This window comes from Dorea sp. AM13-35, assembly GCF_003473885.1.
Lineage (GTDB): Bacteria > Bacillota > Clostridia > Lachnospirales > Lachnospiraceae > Dorea_D > Dorea_D hominis.
The window spans coordinates 58,701-78,409 of sequence record NZ_QUCZ01000007.1 but is presented as its reverse complement, the minus strand read 5'-3'; the positions used below and the strand labels follow the sequence as shown (position 1 = coordinate 78,409).

General features: G+C 42.2%; 13 protein-coding genes. 3 read left to right on the top strand and 10 right to left on the bottom strand.

The window, feature by feature from the left end; all coding sequences use genetic code 11:
• Positions 1 to 50: 50 nt before the first annotated feature.
• Together DW152_RS09025 and DW152_RS09020 are read right to left on the bottom strand one after the other, a co-directional pair.
• On the bottom strand, positions 51 to 1,367 hold the full coding sequence (locus DW152_RS09025) for a replication-associated recombination protein A (RefSeq protein ID WP_021861393.1): 1,317 nt from the start codon (positions 1,365 to 1,367) through the stop codon (positions 51 to 53).
• A gap of 139 nt (positions 1,368 to 1,506) precedes the next feature.
• Positions 1,507 to 2,319, bottom strand: a complete 813-nt coding sequence (locus tag DW152_RS09020) for a polysaccharide deacetylase family protein (protein WP_118288466.1) — start codon at positions 2,317 to 2,319, stop codon at positions 1,507 to 1,509.
• 375 nt (positions 2,320 to 2,694) lie between these two features.
• Between DW152_RS09020 and DW152_RS09015 the strand changes: the two genes are divergently transcribed.
• A complete protein-coding gene (locus tag DW152_RS09015) occupies positions 2,695 to 4,071 on the top strand; it encodes an MATE family efflux transporter (protein WP_118288465.1) in 1,377 nt (458 codons plus the stop codon).
• 150 nt (positions 4,072 to 4,221) lie between these two features.
• On the top strand, positions 4,222 to 5,094 hold the full coding sequence (locus DW152_RS09010) for a phosphoribosylaminoimidazolesuccinocarboxamide synthase (protein ID WP_118288464.1): 873 nt from the start codon (positions 4,222 to 4,224) through the stop codon (positions 5,092 to 5,094).
• A gap of 67 nt (positions 5,095 to 5,161) precedes the next feature.
• On the opposite strand, the gene DW152_RS09005 is transcribed toward DW152_RS09010, so the two are convergent.
• The gene (locus DW152_RS09005) at positions 5,162 to 5,731 is read right to left on the bottom strand and encodes a flavin reductase family protein (protein ID WP_118288463.1); all 570 of its coding nucleotides are present in this window, start codon (positions 5,729 to 5,731) and stop codon (positions 5,162 to 5,164) included.
• Positions 5,732 to 5,765: 34 nt separating this feature from the next.
• A complete protein-coding gene (locus tag DW152_RS09000; protein WP_117537372.1) occupies positions 5,766 to 7,412 on the bottom strand; it encodes a putative manganese-dependent inorganic diphosphatase in 1,647 nt (548 codons plus the stop codon).
• Positions 7,413 to 7,679: 267 nt separating this feature from the next.
• On the opposite strand from DW152_RS09000, the gene DW152_RS08995 reads away from it, so the two are divergent.
• Positions 7,680 to 8,357: a S1 RNA-binding domain-containing protein gene (locus DW152_RS08995; RefSeq protein WP_118288462.1), complete on the top strand. Its 678-nt coding sequence runs from the start codon at positions 7,680 to 7,682 to the stop codon at positions 8,355 to 8,357.
• Positions 8,358 to 8,490: 133 nt separating this feature from the next.
• Here DW152_RS08995 and DW152_RS08990 read toward each other — a convergent pair whose 3' ends face one another.
• The 6 genes from DW152_RS08990 to gltB all read right to left on the bottom strand — a co-directional run bounded on the left by DW152_RS08990 (position 8,491) and on the right by gltB (position 19,695).
• Entirely contained in the window at positions 8,491 to 10,404 is a 1,914-nt protein-coding gene (locus DW152_RS08990; RefSeq protein ID WP_118288461.1) for an NAD(+) synthase, read from the bottom strand.
• A 16-nt stretch (positions 10,405 to 10,420) separates the two neighbouring features.
• On the bottom strand, positions 10,421 to 11,296 hold the full coding sequence (gene hslO, locus DW152_RS08985; protein ID WP_118288460.1) for an Hsp33 family molecular chaperone HslO: 876 nt from the start codon (positions 11,294 to 11,296) through the stop codon (positions 10,421 to 10,423).
• Positions 11,297 to 11,383: 87 nt separating this feature from the next.
• On the bottom strand, positions 11,384 to 12,151 hold the full coding sequence (locus DW152_RS08980; RefSeq protein WP_021861402.1) for a class I SAM-dependent DNA methyltransferase: 768 nt from the start codon (positions 12,149 to 12,151) through the stop codon (positions 11,384 to 11,386).
• A gap of 152 nt (positions 12,152 to 12,303) precedes the next feature.
• Positions 12,304 to 13,485, bottom strand: coding sequence for a coiled-coil domain-containing protein (locus tag DW152_RS08975; protein ID WP_117537375.1), 1,182 nt, complete (start codon positions 13,483 to 13,485; stop codon positions 12,304 to 12,306).
• 158 nt (positions 13,486 to 13,643) lie between these two features.
• On the bottom strand, positions 13,644 to 15,146 hold the full coding sequence (locus DW152_RS08970; protein WP_118288459.1) for a glutamate synthase subunit beta: 1,503 nt from the start codon (positions 15,144 to 15,146) through the stop codon (positions 13,644 to 13,646).
• A gap of 13 nt (positions 15,147 to 15,159) precedes the next feature.
• Entirely contained in the window at positions 15,160 to 19,695 is a 4,536-nt protein-coding gene (gltB, locus tag DW152_RS08965; protein WP_118288458.1) for a glutamate synthase large subunit, read from the bottom strand.
• Positions 19,696 to 19,709 lie beyond the last annotated feature (14 nt).

Here is a 19,709-nt window from a genome sequence, read left to right as displayed (position 1 = left end):
GGGGATTTTAATTTGGGACGGGGATTTTCCAGAAAATCCCCGTCCCAAATTTATTCGCGAATATATTTCATCCACGCCTGTATGTCTTTTTCATGTCCATTATCACTTGGCACATAAAACTTCTCATCTTTAATCTCATCCGGCAGATACTGCTGTTTCACATAATGTTTCGGATAATCGTGTGCATATTTGTAACCAACGCCATGTCCTAAATTTACAGAACCCTTGTAATGCGCATCCTGTAAATAAGAAGGAACTGTTGTCTTCTTCTGTTTCACATTATCCATTGCTGCAAATACCGCATTGCATGCGGAATTGCTCTTTGGAGCAGTAGCTACATACAAAACCGCCTGTGATAAAATAATCTGTGCTTCCGGCATACCGATCCGTTCTACTGCCTGTGCGGCAGACACGGCTACGGTCAGAGCCATCGGATCTGCATTTCCGACATCTTCTGACGCGCAGATCATAATTCGTCTTGCGATAAATTTGATGTCCTCTCCGGCATATAACATCTTCGCCAGATAATAGACTGCCGCATCTGGATCAGATCCTCTCATACTCTTAATGAACGCCGAGATTGTATCATAATGATTATCTCCCGTCTTATCATATTGCACGACTCGTTTCTGGATACACTCGGATGCCACATCCAGTGTAATGTGTATTTTCCCGTCTTCTTCACTTCGTTCGGTGGTCAGAATACCAAGTTCTATCGCATTAAGTGCACTTCTTGCATCTCCTCCGGCTATATCAGCAAGGAAATCCAGCGCATCTTCATCAATCTCTGCGCGGTAGCTGCCCATTCCTTTTTCCACATCATAGACTGCTCTCTGCAATAATTTCTTAATGTCTTCTTTTTTCAGCGGTTTCAGTTCGAAAATACTGGAGCGGGAGATCAACGCACCATTTACTTCAAAGTATGGATTCTCCGTTGTCGCACCGACCAGGATGATCGTACCGTCTTCCACAAACGGGAGCAGATAATCCTGCTGCCCCTTATTAAAACGGTGGATCTCATCTACGAAAAGGATCGTCTTCTTCTGATACATTCCCAGCAGTTCTTTTGCCTTCTGCACCACTGTTTCCATATCTTTCTTACCGGCAACGGTTGCATTGATCTGCGTAAATTCTGCACTTGTCGTATTGGCAATGACTTTTGCCAGTGTTGTCTTACCGGTTCCCGGCGGTCCATAAAAAATGACGGAACTTAATTTATCCGCCTTGATCGCCCGGTATAGAAGTTTGTCTTTTCCTATAATATGCTCCTGCCCGACAACTTCTTCCAACGTCGTTGGTCTGAGTCTGGATGCGAGCGGTGCTTCCTTATCCATATTTTTCTCTCTGACATAATCAAATAAGTCCATTCTTTATCGCCTCTCTATCTTATGTTTCTATCTATACATCCTGTACAGATTAACATTTCCTATTTATACTTTCTACTTCCTGTACGGATTAACTTTTTGTACTTTCTGCTTTCTATACAGTTAAAAGCTTTTCCGTTGATTAATCAATAATCAGTTCTTCTGCCGTTACAAAAGCAAATCCTCTGTCCCTGAGCTGATCAATAATCCGAAACGCAGCTTTCACAGAGGAATCATAGCAGTCATGCAATAAGATAATATCATTTTCCTTTGTCTGCGTCACTACTTTCCGCACAATTTCATCCACATTTTTCGTCGTCCAGTCGAGTGGATCTACTGTCCATAGCACCGGCATCACTTCCAGTTCCGTCTCCATCTCTTTCTTCCATGCCCCAAACGGTGGTCGCATATAAGCCACATGTTCACCTGTGATCTTACTGATCGTCTGATCTGTCTGCTCTACTTCCTGCCTCGCCTTATCTTCCGGCAGTGATGTCAGCTCGACATGATGATAGGTATGATTCCCGATCAGATGTCCTTCTTTTTTCATCCGCTTTACAATTTCCGGATAGCGCTTCACATTTTCCCCAATCAGGAAAAATGTTGCCTTAACTTTCCTCTTTTTCAGACCATCCAGCAGTTTTTTTGTGTATTTTCCACTTGGTCCATCGTCAAATGTAATTGCCACTTTCTTCGCTTCGTTATCTTTTCTTACATAATCACTCATCTGCTGTCCATCTTCCAATTGTAACTTTCCATCTACCGAAACTGATTTTTTGCCGGCCTGCATCTTCCCGTCTGCCAGAACAGATTTATCACTGTTTTGTATGAGTCTGTCTTCCGGATGTGGTTCTTTCGCCACCGGACGCAGAGAAATTCCAAGTGCCAGACAAAGTCCCATCATATACAACAAAGCACACATCACTTTGATTTCTTTCTTCTCTCTTTTCTTCATGTTCTCCCATACCATTTGATTTGCACTTTGTAAAAATATATGTATCTGCCCAAAATCCTATGCGGCAGATTTAATGCTTGACAACCTATGTCCCCACTGCAATACCCTGTATGTATTACTTCGTGTTATGTTGTATCGTGCTGTTTTCTACTATGATGTCCGAATCAAAAGATACCATACGAATGTACTGTACTTCATACTCCCGCAATTCTGTCCCGTATTCACATATCATAAAACTTACGCTCCACTTTTATGCTCATATCAGAGACAAAGAAAAAGTATGTTATCATATTATATATTGTTAATTCCATCTGCAAATGCTATAATTAAGTTTACGTGTGCATTTACATGTTTTTATTCTAAAGGAGGATTTTTATGGTACAAACAAAACAAAAAACAACACCTGTCCATGAAAATAAAATGGGAACCATGCCGGTTCCAAAATTGCTTATCTCAATGTCACTGCCGATGATGTTATCCATGCTCGTCCAGGCATTGTATAATATTGTAGACAGCATGTTCGTAGCCAAACTAAGTGAAGACGCACTAACTGCCGTATCACTCGCTTTCCCGATCCAGACGCTGATGATCGCTGTCGCGTCTGGAACCGGCGTTGGTATCAACGCACTTCTGTCCCGTAATCTTGGTGAAAAAGATTATAAAGGTGCCAATCGTGCTGCAAAAAATGGTATTTTCCTTGCTGTTTTAAGTTTTATCATATTTGCAATTATCGGCGGCATCGGTTCTCATTTTTTCTTTTCTGTCCAGACAAAGAATCCTGAGATCGTTGCTTACGGTACAGAATATTTAAGCATTATCACAATCTGTTCTTTCGGAATTTTCATGCAGATTACCTTCGAACGTCTTCTGCAGTCTACCGGAAAAACAATTTACAACATGATCACACAGGGAACCGGAGCGATCATCAATATTATTCTTGATCCGATTATGATCTTCGGTCTGTTCGGATTTCCACGACTGGAAGTTGCCGGAGCTGCACTTGCCACCATTACCGGACAGATTGTTGGTGTTATTTTAGCAGCATTTTTTAATCATACGAAAAATCATGAAATTGATATTAATATGAAAGGTTTTCGCCCTCACGGACGCACGATCGCCACTATTTACAAAGTAGGTGTTCCATCGATCATCATGCAGGCAATCACTTCCGTCATGACATTCGGTATGAATAAAATCCTGCTAATGTTCTCTTCAACTGCAACTGCTGTATTTGGTGTCTACTTTAAATTACAGAGCTTTATCTTCATGCCGGTATTTGGATTGAACAATGGTATGATTCCGATCGTTGCTTATAATTATGGTTCCAGAAATAAACACCGTATTATACAGACAGCTAAATTCAGTGTCGCGATTGCAGTGACGATTATGATGATCGGTCTTGTATTATTCCAGACCTGTCCTCGTTTCTTCCTGTTCACACTGTTTGATGCATCAGACCAGATGCTTGCTATCGGCGTACCGGCACTTCGGATCATCAGCTTAAGTTTCCTGTTCGCCGGATATAACATCATTGTCGGTTCTGTATTCCAGGCTTTGGGAAATGGGGTCTACAGCCTGATCGTTTCTCTGGCAAGACAGCTTTTTGCGATTCTACCGATTGCTTATATTTTCGCAATCCTGTTTGGACTGCATGCTGTCTGGTGGGCAATTCCTATCGCTGAGATTGTCTCACTCATCACGTCAACGATTCTGTTAAAAAGAATTTACCGTCTGAAAATCGCACCTCTTTAAAAGAGGTGCTTTCTTTTTTCCTTATACGGATACTTTTGTGCATGAATTGTTTTTCTTACAGTTCATTATCAAATAACTTGACATTATACTACAAAGAGTGATACGGTTACTGTGATATTTTTCAAAAAATTCAATAACGAGGTGTAAACAATGCAGGAATTAAAGCCAATCAAAGAAGGTAAAGTACGTGAGATTTATGACAATGGAGACAGTCTGATCATGGTTGCTACAGACCGCATCAGTTGTTTCGATGTGATTTTACACAATGAGGTTACAAAGAAAGGATCTGTTCTCACACAGATGTCCAAATTCTGGTTTGATATGACAGAAGATATTCTTCCAAACCACATGATCTCAGTTGACGTAAATGATATGCCGGAATTTTTCCAGAATGAGAAATATGCCGGTAAATCCATGATGTGCAAGAAGCTTCACATGCTTCCGATTGAATGTATCGTCCGCGGATATATCACAGGAAGTGGCTGGGCAAGCTATCAGGAGAATGGAACTGTTTGCGGAATCAAGCTGCCGGAAGGATTAAAAGAATCCGACAAACTGCCGGAACCAATCTACACTCCGTCTACCAAGGCTGAAATCGGTGATCACGACGAGAATATTTCTTTTGAACAAAGTATTGCTCACCTGGAAAAATATTTCCCAGGAAAAGGTCGTGAATATGCCGAACTGCTTCGTGACAGCACTATCGCGTTATATAAAAAATGTGCAGAATATGCATTAAGTAAAGGAATCATCATTGCAGATACCAAATTTGAATTTGGTCTTGACGAGAATGGTAATCTTGTTATCGGTGATGAGATGCTCACACCGGACAGCTCCCGCTTCTGGCCTGCAGACGGTTATGAGCCGGGACATGGACAGCCGTCCTTCGACAAACAGTTTGCCCGTGACTGGCTGAAAGCAAATCCGGACAACGACTGGACACTCCCTCAGGAGATCGTTGACAAAACGATTGAGAAATATCTGCAGGCATACAAGATGCTCACAGGTGAAGACCTTGCTTAATTTTAGAAGCATTCATAAAAACAGATCCCTCTGATAGAAGGATCTGTTTTTATTATATTATTTTATTCTATTTTTTCTTCTTCACACTATAGCCAAATGTTCCAAGCTTCTTTCCCAGCGAATAATACTCTCCATGGGAATATGTCAGCAGTCTGCTGGAGGCAAGATCAAATTTTCCATTCTCCTGCATATATCTGTCATCTACCTGAACAGCCTGTACTTTCGCCGTGAACATGTGATGTGAACCGAGTTCCAGTATCCGATCCACCTTGCACTCAATATTCACCGGGCTTTCTTTGATACACGGTGAATATTGTAATGTCTCGCTTTTGCCACGGGTAAGTCCCATCTCTTTCCATTTATCTACATCCCTGCCGGAACGAACACCACACCAGTCTGTTGCCTTTGCCAGTTCCTCCGTCGTCAGATTTACAACAAATTCTCCGCTTTCTTTAATCATATGATAAGAATAGCGCTCCGGACGCACGGATATATAGAGCATAGCCGGATTCGTACAGATTGTTCCCGTCCATGCAACGGTAATAATATTGTCTTCTCCGTTCTTATCTGCTGTACTAACCATAACTGCCGGAAGCGGGTAAACCATATTGCCCGGTTTCCATATCTGTTTTGCCATCTTCTCCTCCTGTATCAGATCCTTTTTATATATCTTATTGTTGTAATGTCTCCACCAGTGCCGGGATCAGCTGTTTCTTTCTGGAAACAACTCCCGGAAGGATAATATCCTGTGTATCCTCCGGCAGATCAAATGCTGCTGTAATATGTGCTTTTGCATTTGCTCCACAACAGAGTAATTCTGTTGACTCATTCAAAATATCTGTCAGCATATAGTAGATCATATGGAGATTCTGCTTCTCCAGCACCTGTTCCAGATGCGGTTCCAGCACTTCTTTGATTTCCTTAAGTTCTTCTCCGCTCATGGAATTGATCTGTCCGACACCAAATACGACGTCATTTACCGTAAACTGTTTGAAATCCTGGAAGCAGATTTCTTCCGGCGTCTTGCCTTTCATGCTGCTACCTGCATTAAACATTTCTTTCGCAAGCTCTTCCATATCGACTCCGGCGATCTTTGCAAGCTTCGCTGCCGCTTTCTCATCAATGGATGTGCAAGTCGGTGAACGGAACAGCAATGTATCGGAAATAATCGCTGAACAGAGAAGACCTGCAATCTTCGGTGAAATGGAGATTTCTTCCTCTCTGTACATCTGATAAACGATCGTCGCCGTACAACCTACCGGCTGATTCCGGAAAAATACCGGTCCTGTTGTCTCAATATTGCCCAGTCTGTGATGATCAATGATCTCTACAATCTCTGCTTCTTCCAGCCCATCTACAGCCTGTGACTTCTCATTGTGATCTACAAGGATCACTTTCTTCTTGCTTGCATCCATAAAACGACGTCTGGAAATGAATCCACGGAATCTACCATGTCTGTCAAGGATCGGAAAATCACGGAATTTTGTCTTCGTCATAACTTCCTTAATCTCATCTACATAATCATTCATATGAAATGCAACCAGAGGTCCTTTACTCATAAAAAACTTCACCGGTATACTCTGATTGATCAGACGGGCTGTTGTAAATGTATCATGCGGTGTACTGATAATCACAATACTCTGTTCTTCTGCTCTGCGGAGCATCTCCGAAGAAACTTTCGCGTTCTGGCATACAACAATACAGCTCGCATCAATATTGATCGCACACTCCTGTGCTTCATCACGGTTTCCAAGGATTACCAGATCATCCCGTTCGATAAACTCCTTCATCAAATTCGGATCCGATGCTCCGATCGTTACTTTTCCTTTGGTAAAATGTCCATGTTCATTTCCCGTAAGTAATGTACCATCCAATGTACGGATAATATTCCTATACTGCGTCCTTGCTCTTGCCAAAATGTTACTGTCATAAACATCCATATAAGATGTCGCAATATCTCCGGTAGAGATCACTCCTACCAGTTCGTCTTCCTTCAATACCGGAACCGTCTTGATATTATTTTCTTTCATCTTTGCCCATGTATCTTTGATTGAAACATTCGGTGCAACCCCTTCAATCTTATGAATATCAAGATCTTTCGCCTGTAACTTGACATTTTTCAAAAGATCCGGCGCTTTCACATTAAATTTAGACAATATATACTGTGTTTCTTCGTTCACCTGACCTGCACGTTTTGCAACATACTCATCCCCTGTCAGTTTCTTTTTCAACTCTGCATATGCAATTGCGGAACAAATGGAATCGGTATCCGGATTCTTATGTCCGACCACATACACTTTTCCAGTCTTTTTTCCCATCTATCTCTCTCCAAACTTTCGTTAATATTATATTTTATGATATTTTTAGCGCATTCCTTGCTTCTTTTTATATCATATATTTTTCATAAGTTCACTAGTTAGATTGCCATTTTTTTTTCGTTTCGTCAACTATTTCTTGCATACAGACGCAAAATCCTTGCACATTTTTTGAAACAACGGTCATTTTTATGTTATACTGTATACAGTTTCTATCGCCATATAGAAAAAACGTTTATCAAAATCATGTCAGGAAGGAACAAAAAAACTATGAGTGAAGAATTAATGAAAGAAGACAACAACTTAACAATGGCAGATCTGGAAGATCATTTTGACGATGCCAATCCTTGGAATGTCGTAAAAAGATATCTCGAGAAGAAAACTATACTACCTGTTAAGATTGAGGGGATCGTCAACGGTGGAGCAATTGCTATGGTAGAAGGACTGCGCGGATTCATTCCGGCTTCCAGATTATCTTTATCTTACATTGAAGATCTGGAATCTTATCTTCTGAAAGATATTGAAGTCCAAGTCATTGACGTTGACCAGGCTGAAAATAAATTAGTCCTCTCTGCCCGCGAACTTCTGAAAGAAAAAGAACGCAAAGCAAAAGAAGAAAAGATTTCAAATCTGCAGGTTGGCGCTGTTATGACAGGTACCGTAGACAGTTTACAGACTTACGGTGCATTTATCCAGCTTGAGGACGGTCTTTCCGGACTGGTTCACATTTCTCAGATCAGTCAGAAACGTATCAAATCTCCAAAAGATGTCCTGAATGTCGGGGATGAAGTTCAGGTCAAAGTAATCGGTATCAAAGATGGTAAGATCAGTCTCAGCATGAAAGCGCTGGAAGAAGTTGAAGAAGAGCCAGTTGAAAAGGTCGAGATTCCAAAAGCGGAAGAGATTGGAACAAGCCTTGGAGATCTCTTCAAGAATATCCAGTTATAATCTCATCTCCACGCTCTTTAATGAAATTCAGTTTCCTATTACAATCGAATAGACTGACTCATTATATAAGGTACAAAAAAGGTTTCGCTCACAGCCGTGAATGAAACCTTTTTTATTATATTTCTCTATGTGTTTATTCCATCTCATCGAGATTTTTAAGCCATCCGGCTACGCACGCATCACTTGGCATTCTCCAGTCACCTCTCGGTGATAATGCAACCGTACCAACTTTCGGTCCGTCTGGCAGGCAAGAACGCTTGAACTGCTGTGCAAAGAATCTCCAGCAGAAGGTACGAAGCCATTTATAAATCGTCTCATTATCATACTCTCCTGCAAAGGCTTCTTTGGCGATCCTGTAGATTTTTGACGGTTCGTATCCGAACCGGAGCATATAATAAAGATAGAAATCATGCAGTTCGTATGGACCTACCAGGTCTTCTGTTTTCTGTGAAATCTCGCCGTCTTTTGGTGGCAGAAGTTCCGGGCTTACCGGTGTGTCTAATACATCATACAGAATCTCTTTAAGTTCCTGATCCTCACAGGTATCTGCATAATAATGAACCAGATGACGAACTAACGTCTTTGGAACGGAAGCGTTGACACCATACATGGACATATGATCGCCATTATATGTTGCCCATCCAAGAGCAAGCTCCGACATATCTCCAGTTCCTATTACCATGCCTCCTGCCGCATTGGCAATATCCATCAACACCTGTGTACGCTCACGTGCCTGTGAATTCTCATAAGTAACACTGTGATCCTTCGGATCATGTCCGATATCTTTAAAATGCTGTTCTACCGAAGCTGCGATCGGTACTTCCTTAAGTGTCGCTCCAAGCTTCTTCGACATCTTACATGCATTCTGATAAGTCCTGTCTGTTGTACCAAAGCATGGCATTGTAACCGCTGTAATTCCACTTCTGTCCATGCCAAGTGCATCAAATGCCTTCGCTGTCACAAGAAGTGCCAGTGTCGAATCCAATCCTCCGGAAATACCTACTACTGCACTCTTTGCATGTGTATGTGCCAGGCGTTTCTTAAGTCCCATCGCCTGAATGGTAAGGATTTCTTCACATCTTCTGGCTCTCTCGCCCTCTTCTCCCGGCACAAACGGTCTGGAATAAAATGTTCTCGTAAGCTTTGTCTCCTGTATCTTCATATCAAACGGAACACGCATAAGCTTTCTGTCTTCCACAAGCTGGAATGTCGTATTCTTCCGTCTCTCACTGAGCAGACGTTTTATATCTATCTCTGTATAAATAACATTATTTACAAAACGTTGTCCCATTGCAAGAGTTGTTCCGTTCTCAGCGATAATATTATGTCCGCCAAACACAACATCTGTCGTAGATTCACCTTCTCCGGCATTGGCATAAATATAACCGCACAAAAGTCTTGCAGACTGCCCCTCGATCAGATTCTTTCTGTATGTTGCCTTTCCGATCGTCTCATCACTTGCTGAGCAATTCACGATCAGGACGGCACCTTCTCTTGCTGCCTGGATACTTGGCGGAACCGTACTCCATACATCCTCACAGATCTCTGCAGCAATCACAAGCGACTGCATCTCTTCTGCCACAAAAAGGATCTGTGGTCCAAACGGAATCATCTTACCGTCAAAAGAAATCATTCTTGCTTCCTTCGGACCCGCGCAGAACTGGCGCATCTCATAAAATTCACCGTAATTCGGCAGAAATGTCTTCGTCGTAAATCCAAGAATATGTCCATGGTTCACTACCGCCGCAACATTATACAACTCACCGTCTACAGCTAACGGCATTCCGATAAAGAATATACCATCCTTATTACCGGTATGTGTCGCAATCTTCTGCAATCCTTTCTTTGCATTTTCCAGCAACAGATCCTGTGTAAATAAATCTCCACACGTATATCCGGTAATACATAATTCCGGAAATACAACTACTTTTGCTTCCTCTTCTGCTGTCTCATCGATCAGCCGACAGATCTGCTCTGTATTATACTCTACATCTGCAACCCGGATATCCGGTGTCGCTGCTGCAACTTTCACGAATCCATGTTTCATTTTCTTTCGCCTGCCTTTACTTACTTCTCTTTAAAATATTTTTCAGTTCCTCTACACTGTAATGATAAGCGGTATTACAGAAATGACATTTGACTTCAATTGGTTTGCCATCATTGATCATTTCCTGAATATCTTTTTTACCTACACTTGCCACAGCCTGCTCCACACGCTCCTTGGAACAGTTGCAATAAAATCGTGTCGGCATTGTATCCGTAATTTCCAGACCGACATTGCCAAGCAGTTCTTCTAACAGCTGTTCCGGAGTATAGCCTTTGTCCAGAAGTTCTGTCACGGAAGTCACATGTTTTAAGTTCTCTTCAATCTGGCTTATTGTTGCATCCTCTGCAAATGGCATCATCTGGATAATAAATCCACCTGCAGTCTTAACTGTATTGTCCTTTTCCATCAATACTCCCAGACCTACTGAAGACGGTACCTGTTCCGAATTTGCAAAATAATAAGTCAGATCTTCTGCGATCTCACTGCTCACCAGAATCGTCTGTCCGGAGTATGGTTCTTTCAGTCCCATGTCTTTAATAACCTGCAAAAGTCCGATACCTACTGCTCCGCCAACATCCAGTTTACCATTCTTTGGTGGAAGCATCACATCCGGATTCTCAACATATCCCTTTACATCTCCCTTGCTGTCTGCTGTTACGGTAATCCCACCGATTGGTCCATCTCCGCGTACCTGTAATGTCAGCATGTCTGTCTCATTCTTCATCATACTTCCCATCATCGTACCTGCTGTCAGCAGACGTCCAAGCGCTGCTGTCGCAACCGGGCTTGTTCCATGGTGCTGTCTGGCTTCTTCTACTGTCTCTCTCGTAATTGCAGCAAAAGCACGTACCTGTCCGTTTGCTGCTGTTGCTCTTACAATATAATCTTTCATACTTAACATCCTTTTCTAATCTTATCTTCTAAACTTATCTTCTCGTTTGATTTTCTTATTATCCTCTGACATTCCACATTCATAGAATCATCTTACCATCTTCTGACATTCCTGTGCTACAACACAGATCCTCTGGCTTGTATAAAGCGGTGCATCCTGTGTATATGCATCATAAGCGCCCAGATATGACAGTCCTGCTTTTTCAAGCAGTGTCTTTATCTTCTCCAGTGTATATGCTTTCTGGTAATGTACTTCCTGATATTTGCGATACAATTCCGGATCCTCTGCACTTCTTACAAATAAAGACAGTTCATATTCATTAATCCGGTCTTCCTCATCATAATAATTATCCCAGATAAAACTGCATTCATCCCGGTCTTCTGCAAATACATTATCCGCAAGGATCTTCTGATATTTGTATTCTGTATTAAAATCAAACACGAAAATTCCGCCTGGATCGAGATAATTATTTACCAGCCGGAAAACTTCTTCCAGTTCGCTCTCTTCTGTAATATAGTTCACACTGTCACATACACTCACAACTGCGCGGACCGTTCCATATAATTCAAACTCACGCATATCCTGCAACAGATAAAGGATATCTTTTCCACTTTCTACTCTTTTATCCAGCGCAATTTCCAACATATCTTCGGAATTATCCACACCGATCATATCATATCCTCTGTCATTCAGGATCTCAGTCATTGTTCCGGTCCCACATCCCAGTTCCAGTACCAGTCCGTCTTTAATCCCATATTGTTCTAATACCTTCAGCAAATATTCTGCCCATTCTTCGTATGGAACATTATCCATGAATGTATCATAAACTTCTGCAAAATTCGTATATGCCTTCATTGATGCGCTCCTTTCTTCTGTCACAAGCTTTCCATATTATAACATAAGCATTAAACTTTTCAAATAGTTACTGCCAAAAGAAATGCTCACCACAACTGCTGTGATGAGCATTTTCTATTATACATGTTCATATATATTACAATCCAGACTCTTTAAGGTCTGCGTACATACCACATTCCGGACTGTACACTGGATACCTTAACAACGTCTCCTGTATGCGGTGCATGGATCATCTGTCCTCCACCAATATAAATTCCTACATGGCCGGAACGTACACATACGTCTCCCGGCTTTGGATTGCTTACACGTGGCCATCCTGCAAATGTACCTGATGTACCGATACGTGCATACCGTCCTGTCAGACAATAACTTACGAAACCGGAGCAGTCAAATGTGTTCGGTCCGCACGCGCCCCATACATATGGGCACCCAAGCTTTCCGTACGCACGGCTTACAACTGCGCTTCCTGAAGAATAATGTCCACCGCTGTTACCACCGCTATTATTACCACTGTTATTGCTTCCGCCATTATTGTTGCTTCCGCCATTATTGTTGCTTCCACCGTTATTCTTGTTGCCACTGTTGCTGTTTCCGCTATTGCCGCTTCCACCGTTGTTCTTATTACCGCTGTTACTGTTATTATTGCTTGTATTGTTCTTGTTGCTGCCGCTTGTCTTCTGAGCCGCTGCTGCTGCAGCTGCTTCCTGACGCTGTTTTGCTTCGGCTGCTTTCGCTGCCGCTTCAGCCGCTTTCTGAATCTCGGAATCCAAATCTGCAACTTCTGACTTCTTGGAAGTCAGCACTTTATCAAGATCATCCTGTTTTGTTTCGAACTGTGTCTGCTTCTTCTCCAGACTCTTCTGTTCTTTCTCAAGGTTCGTCTTCAGAGTTGCAACTTTCTTCTTTGTAGCAACATACTCAGCCAGTTTCTTTCTGTCATAATTATGTACATTCGTAACATACTCGGCTTTGTTTACCATATCAGAGAAGTTCGTAGAGCTTACCAGTGTCTCGAAAAATGTACTGTCGCCCTCTTCATACATATACTTAATACGAAGCTTCATATCCTCGTACTGTTTCTTCTCATCTTTCTTAGCCTGCGTCAGATCCTTTGACGTTGTCTCGATCTTCTCACCTGTTACAACCAGCTCATCTTCCAGATTATTGATTTTCTCAATAATGCCTGTCAACTGTGTCTGCAATGAATCAACCTGTTTCTGTGCTGCCTTTTTATTCTGTTTTAAATCTTTTACCGAAGGTGCTGCCATTACAGGTGTCACGATCATCGAACTGGTCACTACAACTGATAATAGTTTCACTCCAAATTTTTTCATTATATCATCCTTTTTCTTTACATTTCTTTAATTCCAATTTGACATAGTATCACTATCTAGGGACGATTATACTCTATAAAAAACAATTTTGCAATAACTTTTAATAATTTTGTAACATTTACCAGAACTCTTATCTGAAAAGAAGATCGAATACACTCCTACTGGATATTCAGATTTGTATATCCCATCAGGCTCTTATCAACAGCCTCAGCCACTTCTCTTCCTTCACGGATCGCCCATACGACAAGTGATTGTCCGCGGTGCATATCGCCTGCTGTAAATACATGTTCTGCACTGGTCTTATATTCTCCCGGATTCGTACTTACATTCGTTCTCGCATTTACTTCTACGCCAAATGCTTTCGTAATATAAGATTCACTTCCCAGAAATCCTGCTGCGATCAGCACCAGATCGGTCTCCACCTCATATTCGCTGCCTGGTATTTCCACCATCATACGTCTTCCGGTTTTTGCATCCTGTTTTGATTCAAGCTTTACCAGAATTGCCTTGCAGACACGTCCGTTTTTATCTTTGACAAATTCTTTTACGGTTGTCTGGTATACTCGCGGATCCTGTCCGAATACTGCTGCAGCCTCCTGCTGCCCATAATCGGTCTTGCAGACTCTCGGCCACTCCGGCCACGGATTCATCTCTGTTCTCTGATCCGGTGCTTTCGGCATCATTTCCAGTTGTAAAACAGATGCCGCACCATGGCGCATGGATGTTCCAACGCAGTCATTTCCGGTATCTCCACCGCCGATAACCATAACTTTTCTTCCTTTGGCTGAAATATAAGTGTCTTCTTTTAATTCATGTTCAGGATTTGCCCAGAGTGCTTTCGTCGTAGATTTAAGAAAATCCACTGCAAAATAAATACCATCGGCTTTTCTTCCCGGAACTTTGATATCTCTTGGGTTGGACGCACCACAGCATAAGATTACACGGTCAAACTCCTTCAATATAGAAGAAACCCGTTTATCTTTTCCGATATTGCAACTTGTCTGAAAAATCACACCTTCCTCTTCCATGATCTTTATCTTCCGATCGATAATCTGTTTTTCCAATTTCATATTCGGAATTCCATAGCGGAGAAGTCCTCCAACTTTGTCTTCCCTTTCAAAAACAGTGACATGATGTCCGCGACGGTTCAGAAGATCTGCTGCCGCCAGTCCGGACGGTCCGGAGCCAACAATTGCAACTTTTTTTCCGGTGCGTACTTTCACCGGTCTTGCATCCGCATATCCCATTTTATACGCATGTTCTATGATGCCATATTCATTAGATTTTGTCGCTACTGCGTCTCCGTTCAATCCACATGTGCAGGCTGCCTCGCAAAGCGCCGGACATACTCTTGATGTAAATTCCGGGAAATTATTTGTTTTCTTTAATCTATAGTACGCTTCTTCCCAGTTCCCGTGATACAAAAGATCGTTCCACTCCGGAATCAGATTATGTAACGGGCATCCACTCGCCATTCCCATGATCATCTGACCGAACTGACAGAATGGTACACCACAGGACATACATCTTGCTCCCTGAATTTTCTGTTCTTCTTCCGATAATGGTTTATAAAACTCTTTAAAATTCCGGATTCGCTCCTTTGGCGCCTCTGCTTTCTTATCCTGTCTGTCATATTCCATAAATCCTGTTGCTTTTCCCATTTTGTGCGCCTCCTTATCTTCCTTCTTTGATCATGTAAAAAGCTTCGATTTTTGCCTGTTCACTGCTCATTCCCTGCTCTTCTAACTGGAGGATCGTTGTCATCATCTTCTCATAGTCAGCAGGAATGATCTTTTTGAATTTTGGAAGATAATCTGTGAAATGTTCCAGAATTTTTTTACCAATTTCTGAATTCGTATAAGCAACATGTTCTTCAATCATTGTTTTCAGTTCTTCTACATCCATCTTTGCTGTAACATGTTCAATATTTACAAGCTGTTTATTTACACTCAGATAGAGGTCATTATCTTCGTCCAGCACATAAGCAACTCCGCCACTCATACCTGCCGCGAAGTTTTTACCGGTTTTCCCAAGAACTGCTACACGTCCTCCGGTCATATATTCACAGCCATGGTCGCCTACGCCTTCCACAACTGCTGTCGCACCAGAATTGCGGACTGCAAAACGCTCGCCTGCCATACCATTGATGTATGCTTTACCACTTGTGGCTCCGTAAAGTGCAACGTTTCCAATAATGATATTATCTTCGTGTTTGTATTTCACTCCTGTCGGCGGATATACGATCAGTTTACCGCCGGATAATCCTTTGCCAAAATAATCATTGCTGTCACCTGTAAGTTCCAGTGTCAGTCCTTTTGGAATAAATGCGCCAAAAGACTGACCGCCTGCGCCTTTGCACTTGATCACATAGCTGTCTTCATCCAGTCCTTCCGGATAACGTCTTGTAATCTCCGATCCGAAAATAGTACCAAATGTTCGATTGGTATTCGCAACGTCAATTTCGAGAACCCGTTTTTGTTTTTTCTCCAATGCCGGAAGTAATTCTTTTATAAGTACCTTCTCGTCCAGTGTTTTTTCCAGCTCAAAATTGAAAACTTTCTTTGGGTTAAAGGTCATTGGCACTGTCTTTTTATCATACGGATTATAAAGAATTTTACTTAAATCCAGGGTTTCTGCACGTTCAGACACCGGTACATCTTTTACTTTGAGGAGTTCTGTTCTTCCTACCAGTTCGTCAATCGAACGGACACCCAATTTTGCCATGTATTCCCTCAGATTCTGCGCCATAAAACGCATAAAGTTCACAACATATTCCGGTTTCCCGGTAAAACGTTTACGAAGCTCTGGATTCTGGGTTGCTACTCCTACCGGGCAGGTATCCAGATTGCAGACACGCATCATAACGCATCCCATTGTGACCAGCGGTGCTGTGGCAAATCCAAATTCTTCTGCCCCTAAAATAGCTGCGATTGCAACATCACGCCCACTCATTAATTTTCCATCTGTCTCGATCCGCACACGCTCTCTTAACCCATTGGCGATCAATGTCTGATGCGTTTCTGCAAGTCCCAGTTCCCACGGAAGTCCAGCATTATGAATCGAACTTCTTGGCGCCGCACCTGTTCCTCCGTCATATCCGGAGATCAGGATCAGACCTGCACCGGCTTTTGCAACACCGGCTGCGACTGTTCCAACACCGGCTTCGGATACAAGTTTTACTGAAATTCTTGCATCTTTATTTGCATTTTTACAATCGTAGATCAACTGTGCCAGATCTTCGATAGAATAAATATCATGATGTGGCGGTGGTGAAATCAGGCTTACCCCCGGCGTTGAATGTCTGGTCTTTGCGATCCACGGATATACTTTTCCTCCCGGAAGATGTCCACCTTCGCCCGGTTTTGCGCCCTGTGCCATTTTAATCTGGATTTCATTTGCGCTAACTAGATAACGGGATGTTACGCCAAATCTTCCAGACGCTACCTGCTTGATTGCAGAACAACGGTTTGTATCCAGACGTTCAATTTCTTCGCCACCTTCACCACTGTTTGATTTTCCATGGAGCTGATTCATAGCTATTGCCAATGTCTCATGCGCCTCTTTGGAAATAGAACCGTAAGACATTGCTCCTGTCTTAAATCTTGTTACGATATCATCTACGCTCTCAACTTCTTCAATCGGAACGCCTTCTTCCGGGTAATTGAAGTCGAGTTGTCCACGCAAATTGATCTTTTCTCCTTCTGCATTGACCATCTCCGTATATTTCCGGAACATTTCATAATCACCACGTCTGGTTGACTGTTGCAGCATGTGGATTGTCTGCGGATTGTACAGATGTTCTTCGCCACCGCTCTTGGATTTATGATGCCCGACACTATCCAGCGTCAGCTCCACTTCCAGTCCAAGCGGATCAAATGCACGGGAATGTCTCGCACTGTAATCTTCCGATATTTCTTCAATTCCGATTCCTCCGACACGGCTGACCGTATCTGTAAAATATTTATCAATAAAACACTCTTTCAAACCGATCGCTTCAAAGATTTTTGCACCCTGATAAGACTGAATGGTGGAAATTCCCATCTTGGAGGCAATCTTTACAATTCCGCTGATAACCGCATGGTTATAATCGTCAACTGCAGCATAATAATCTTTCTGCAACATATCAGTATCAATAAGCTGGCGTATTGTCTCATGTGCAAGATACGGATTGATCGCACATGCACCATAGCCAAGCAGTGTTGCAAAATGATGGACTTCTCTCGGTTCTCCTGTTTCCAGAATAATAGCCACGGAAGTTCTCTTCTTTGTCCGTACCAGATGCTGCTGAAGTCCTGACAATGCAAGAAGTGACGGCATTGCCACATGATATTCGTCCACACCACGGTCGGAAAGGATCAGAATATTGGTTCCTTCACGGATTGCACGGTCTACTTCGATAAATAAGTAATCCATCGCCTTTTCCAGACTGGAATTTTTATAATAAGTGATCGGGATCTCTGTAACCTGGAAACCTTCTGTTTTCATATTTTTAATTTTCAGCAGGTCTGTATCGGTAAGAATTGGATTATTTACCTTTAACATTTTACAGTTTTCTGCTTTTTCTTCCAACAAGTTGCCATCCTCACCAATATATACGGTTGTAGATGTTACGACTTCTTCACGGATTGCATCAATCGGTGGATTGGTAACCTGTGCAAATAACTGTTTGAAATATCCGAACAGATTCTGAGATTTCTGTGAAAGAACGGCAAGTGGGGCATCAATTCCCATGGCTCCAGTGCTTTCTGTTCCATTTTTCGCCATATTTAAAATAGAAGTCTTCACATCTTCATAAGAGTAACCGAATGCTTTCTGTAATCTTCCGAGTTCCTCCTCTGAATATGTCTCAATTTTCTGATTCGGTATTTTTAAATCTTTTAACTCGATCAAATTGCTGTCCAGCCATTCTCCATACGGCTGTCTTCTTGCATAAGATTCTTTCAGTTCATCGTCATCAATCACTTTACCTTTTATTGTATCCACAAGAAGCATCTTGCCCGGATGCAGACGCTCTTTAACAATGATCTTAGACGGATCAATATCAAGTACACCTACTTCAGAAGACAAGATCAACGTATCGTCTTCCGTAATATAATATCTGGAAGGACGTAATCCATTCCGGTCCAGTACTGCTCCCATGCAGTCACCGTCACTGAACAGAATAGATGCCGGTCCGTCCCATGGCTCCATCATTGTTGCATAATACTGATAGAAATCTTTTTTCTTCTGTGACAGATTTTTTGTATTTGCCCATGGCTCCGGAATCGCGATCATCACTGCCAGTGGCAGTTCCATTCCGCTCATTACCATAAATTCGATGGCATTATCAAGCATCGCAGAATCGGATCCGGATGTATTGATCGCCGGAAGAACTTTATGCAATTCTCCTTTCAGACACTCAGATTCCATATTTTCTTCTCTGGCACGCATCTTATCCGCATTACCACGAATTGTATTGATCTCTCCATTATGTACAATGAACCGGTTCGGATGTGCTCTCTCCCAGCTCGGATTTGTGTTTGTACTGAATCTGGAATGTACCAGTGCAATTGCAGATTCATAGTCTTTATCCTGCAGATCCGCAAAAAAAGAGCGAAGCTGTCCGACAAGGAACATACCCTTATACGCAATTGTCCTACTTGAAAGAGACGCTACATAAGTATCATCACTGCTCTGCTCAAAGACTCTTCTTACAACATACAAACGTCTGTCAAAATCAATTCCCTGCGCAATATGCTCCGGTCTTTCAATAAATCCCTGCATAATGCATGGCATACAAGCTGCTGCACGGCTTCCAAGTACTTCCTCTTTTACCGGTACCTGTCTCCATCCCAGGAAATTCATTCCTTCCTTTCTGACAATAACTTCAAAAATCTTCTTTGCCTGTTCTCTTTTCAGTTCATCCTGCGGGAAGAAAAACATTCCCACACCATAATCTCTCTCAGAACGTAAAAGGATGCCGAGAGGTTCACAGACTTTGGAGAAAAACTTATGTGAAATCTGTAATAGAATTCCAACTCCATCACCTGTTTTACCTTCGGCATCCTTGCCAGCTCTATGTTCTAAATTTTCTACAATCTTAAGTGCATCTGCTACCGTGTTATGGGATTTCCTGCCCTTGATATTAACGATTGCACCGATACCACAGTTATCATGTTCAAACTCTGTGCGATACAAACCGGTATGCAGATTCTGCTTCTGCTCATACATACCTTTTCTTTCCT